At 43.8% G+C, this 4,417-nt stretch carries 5 protein-coding genes; 1 reads left to right on the forward strand and 4 read right to left on the reverse strand.

What is annotated here, in order from left to right; genetic code table 11:
- A partial coding sequence (locus tag A3761_RS17025; RefSeq protein WP_156491914.1) for a hypothetical protein occupies positions 1-402 on the reverse strand: 402 nt, incomplete at its 3' end.
- Between the two features lie 248 nt (positions 403-650).
- Between A3761_RS17025 and A3761_RS17030 the strand changes: the two genes are divergently transcribed.
- Positions 651-2,069: a fasciclin domain-containing protein gene (locus A3761_RS17030; protein ID WP_068554920.1), complete on the forward strand. Its 1,419-nt coding sequence runs from the start codon at positions 651-653 to the stop codon at positions 2,067-2,069.
- A 348-nt stretch (positions 2,070-2,417) separates the two neighbouring features.
- On the opposite strand, the gene A3761_RS17035 is transcribed toward A3761_RS17030, so the two are convergent.
- From A3761_RS17035 to A3761_RS17045, 3 genes are all read right to left on the reverse strand, one after another.
- A complete protein-coding gene (locus A3761_RS17035) occupies positions 2,418-3,161 on the reverse strand; it encodes an SDR family NAD(P)-dependent oxidoreductase (protein ID WP_068515443.1) in 744 nt (247 codons plus the stop codon).
- A gap of 87 nt (positions 3,162-3,248) precedes the next feature.
- Positions 3,249-3,992: a MipA/OmpV family protein gene (locus tag A3761_RS17040; protein ID WP_197470016.1), complete on the reverse strand. Its 744-nt coding sequence runs from the start codon at positions 3,990-3,992 to the stop codon at positions 3,249-3,251.
- Between the two features lie 40 nt (positions 3,993-4,032).
- The coding region (locus A3761_RS17045) for a heme-binding protein (RefSeq protein WP_197473084.1) at positions 4,033-4,417 on the reverse strand (385 nt) is incomplete at its 5' end.

Genomic DNA, 4,417 nt, shown 5'->3' on the forward strand with positions numbered 1-4,417 from the left:
TTTTATCACTAGGTGGCGAGGGACTTTCCAAAGTGAAAGGTTTTTTTTCAGCTTTCTGCTTACTGCTTTCCTCTGCTGCTTTGAACCTTCGATATGGTCGATTACCTCAAGAGAATCGATGAGAGAAATGATTTTTAAATAGACACTTCCATCGTTATAGATCTGGGTTCTTAAGTATTTTTGAGTTTCGTTCTCGATTAGTTCGACCAATGACTTCAAAGAGCTCAGTAGTCTGGGAAACTGAGCAAATAAAACCAGCTGTGACAGGGCGTAAGACTCCATAGATTTATAGAGCTTCATTTGCGTTGCGATAGGCAGTTGTGGCAGCTGATTATTCTCAAGGTCATAAGGGTTTCCACTCGTATTGCTAATCTTGGTTTCAGCATATTCTTTAGCGAGCATAGGTGCTTATTCTCCGGACACTGTTTAATTACCTTTACTCGAAGAATGCGAAAACGGATCATAATTTTGTGTTTTCATGTCGTTTCGTTTTAGAAAACAGAACTTAATTGTGATCCGAATTTACAACCTCCCCGTAAACTGGTTTGAGCGCTCGAGATGAATGTCACCGACGCATGTTTAATTTGTAAGAATGATGTCGGTATTAACTCAAAACGAAATTGAAGAATGATTTAGGGAAGGTACACATTATGTCCACTCGACTTTTAGACAGGCTTTCTTGGGCCAAAAGTTTATCCGTATTGTTGTTTGCCAGTTCAACACTATTATTGTCAGCATGTAGTGACAGCGATAACGATAGCGCAGCGTCTTGCACGGGTTCAATCGCAGACATCGCTGACTGCAACGATAGCTTCGATACACTTTATGCTGCGGTGGCGGCGGCAGGCTTAGGTGAAACCCTAAGTGGTGGAGAGTTTACAGTATTTGCGCCGACGGACGATGCCTTCGATGCATTGTTTACAGCATTGGGTGTGACGCCAGATGAGTTCCTGGCGCGTTCAGACCTAGCTAATATCCTGACTTACCATGTTTTATCTGGAACGGTTGACGCGACAGCAGCTACATCCTTAGCTGGAATGATGGATAACACAACACCCACTGTTGAGACGTCGAGTATTGAAGTATCTGTCTCTGGCGATGATCTATTTGTTAACCGCTCTCAAGTTGTGATCGCTGACGTTGTTGCGGACAACGGTATCATTCACGCAATAGATAAGGTTCTTATTCCACCAAATTATTTCAATGTTGTTGAAACGGCACAAGCAGATGGTCGCTTTGATACATTGGTGGCTGCCGTCGTTGAGGCTGGCTTAGTAAGCACTTTAGCGACAACGCCAGACCTAACCGTTTTTGCACCGACTGATGATGCCTTTGCAGACTTGGTGGCAAATAATGACGCGTTTGATAGTGCCGGTGATATTCTTGCACTAACGAATCTTGGGGATATTCTGCAATATCATGTATTGGACTCTGAAGTTGATGCTTTGACCGCAATCAGCCTGTCAGGCAATACAACAACGCCGTTATATACCGCAAAAGATCTGGCAATTTCTTATGATGACCCAGACTTATTCATTAACACATCTAAGGTCATTGTTGCCGATGTCGATACATCAAATGGAATAATCCATGCGATTGATAAAGTCCTATTGCCACCATCAGCTGATGCTTTATCAGATGACAGTATTACCATTGGTGAGCTGGTGACTAATTTGGCAGGGGCTGAGGTGGATGCAGAGTTCACAACCTTGCTCGCCGCGCTTCAGCAAGAAGGCTTAGATGCTGCGTTGGTGGGGGATGGGCCGTTCACCGTGTTTGCACCGACTGATGCAGCGTTCGCAGCAGTGGGTACACCTAGTGAAGTGCTTGCTTTAGGTGGCTTGGCAGATATCTTGAGCCAACACGTAATCAGCGGCACAGAAATTGACTCCATAGCTGCCTATGCAGCAAATGGCACGGCTGTACCGACATTGCGTGCAGATACAGATCTTACAGTAGATATCGATATGGGTATGCTGATGGTTGGAAATGCCACGGTGTTGATTACAGATGTTGAAACCTCAAATGGTGTTATTCATGTAGTCGATGCGGTAATCACAGCCCCTTAGTAGAAGTGGTTATCTAAATCGATCTACCTTTGTCCCGCTTTGCGGGACTTTTTTTTCGAATTAGAGCGAGTCTAGGAGAGCGTTATTTTATGGCTACCAATACAAGTAAAAATGTAGATACAGAGCATCGCAGCAAACAAAGCACTACCCTAAGATTACCTTGCAGGGGCTGCCTAAAAACATGCTCAAACTATACAGTGTGTGATGGACGCCCGTGGAGAACAATGATAGCCATTGACTCATGAGTTAGAAATCGACACGGCTCGTGTAGAAAAGGCTGAGTAAAACAATTGTTACCTTAGTAGCTTGGTTCGGTTTAGGTTTCTGAGTAAGCCAAGAGCTGGCCTACTACCACTCAATATCCATATTGTTCCAATCTTTAAAACTTAACTTTCCATCTGCTTTTGACTCAACTAAGAGTTGATGCAGCCGATCTGCGACAAAGTCGGTCTTGAATAGTTTTTCTTCTGGAACGCCCGCTTGGTATGGCTTTGAAAGTTCGGTGTCTGTGGTTCCAGGGTGGAATGAAATGACTTTTGCTTTTGGAAAGCGACGACTGTATTCAATAGAAGCATTCTTGAGAAGCATGTTTAGTGCTGCTTTAGAGGCTCGATAGCTATACCAGCCGCCGAGCCGATTATCTTTAATGCTACCCACTCTTGCTGATAATACAGCAATCGTGGTCGCTGAATTTTTATTCAGTAACCCGGTCAGCTCTTTTAACCAGACAATCGGCATGAACGTGTTGGTCTCAAAAACGCTATGCAGACTTTCATAGTTGATATCTTCGATACGTTTCTCAGGCTTTATGTTGAGTTCTTTACTATGTAGTAAACCGCTGGCGATCACGATATATCGAATAGGTATATGACTGTCCGCTATTTGTTTGCAGCAAGCCTGAATCGAACTAAGCTTGGCGTCGGTTTGTAGCCATTCGGTTTTTGTTTTTTGACTTTCATTTCTCTGGGGCTCGTTCCTAGACAGCGCAAAAATAGTCGTGATGCTTCTATCTGATTGCATACGTTTAAGGATTGCGCTCCCAATACCCCCGTTAGCGCCGATGATAATTGCTGCAGCCTTGGATTGGTTCATTTTGTGTGACCTCAATGGTTATTGAAAACTGAGTGCAGGGAGTAATGGCTTATTGGAAGGGTGCATCAGCTTGATTCAGGTTTGAAATCAAAAGAATCGGGTGAAAGAAAGATTTACCTTCCAATGGTTTTTGTTGTTAACAATAGGGCTGTTATATAGCGAGGAGTCCAGCCAGGAATGTGTCACGCTGGCACGGGTAAAGCCTTTGAGAAAAATTGGCGTTGCAAAGTTAAGGCTAACAGACGGATTGATCGACGTGTTGGGAGTGTAAGCTTGTCTATCTGAATTGGATTCGTGATCGCGCACGCCAAAATAGTAGTTACTGTACGCGCTATCCAAATAGTTTAAAGAGATCTTTGGAGTCAAAAAAAATGGCCCGTAATTGTAACGGTATGACATTGCAAGGGTGAAATCTTGTCCGCCTGAATGGTTCTGTAAATCATGAAGATAGCTAAGTGTGTACGACAGTCTGTCTTTTTTGAGGCTTGTACTCAGACCGCCAAACAATGAGTTCTGGCGCCTCGTCATTCCGTCAAGATGCTTTGAGTCGTTCGGTTTGTAACCGACCGACTTATAGGTGATGAGTGCCAAAGCTTCCAGTTCAGCACTCTGATGTATGATATAGCTGGCACGAGGCCCCAAAAAGCTAAACCTAGTACCTATATAACCTATAATAGGCAGGGCAACCGTGTCAGCTCCTACGCCGGCATAATAAGAGGAATTGATGCTTGTAAAAGCACCGTAAAACCAGCCAGTCTGTTGTTTTCTAGCCTGGCTTTTTTTTACTAGCGACGTTTCCTTACTGCCGGTTTGATATGGCTCAGCATTCAATGAAACAGAGCTCGACACTAAGGCGAGCACAATTATCAACCTAAGGTAGAACATCAATTAATATCTCATTGCGTCGCAGAAATGGTAGTGCCCAGGGTGGATCGTACCCTGCATAACTAGCTAGTGAAATTGAAGAGTAATTATTGCTGTTGAGCCAGTCACTCAGTTGATTGACATGTTTTTGATAATTGCTTTCACTCCATAATCCTGAATAGCTAATCGCTGCAACTCGTTTCTCAGGAACCTCACGAAGACAAACAAGCGGGTCTGTAGGTTGAGGAGAATTGTTAATAGTGAACTTGTCTGGTAGCACAAATTTCAAAATCCAGCCTTGCCGTTCGTTCTCAGTCTTGCTCGGACTCGCAATAACAGGGCTGGTCATCGCAACTATTTTACCTTTTTCTTCCTGTGGTTCAGCGATGACT

The sequence above is a fragment of the Oleiphilus sp. HI0123 genome (assembly GCF_001635315.1).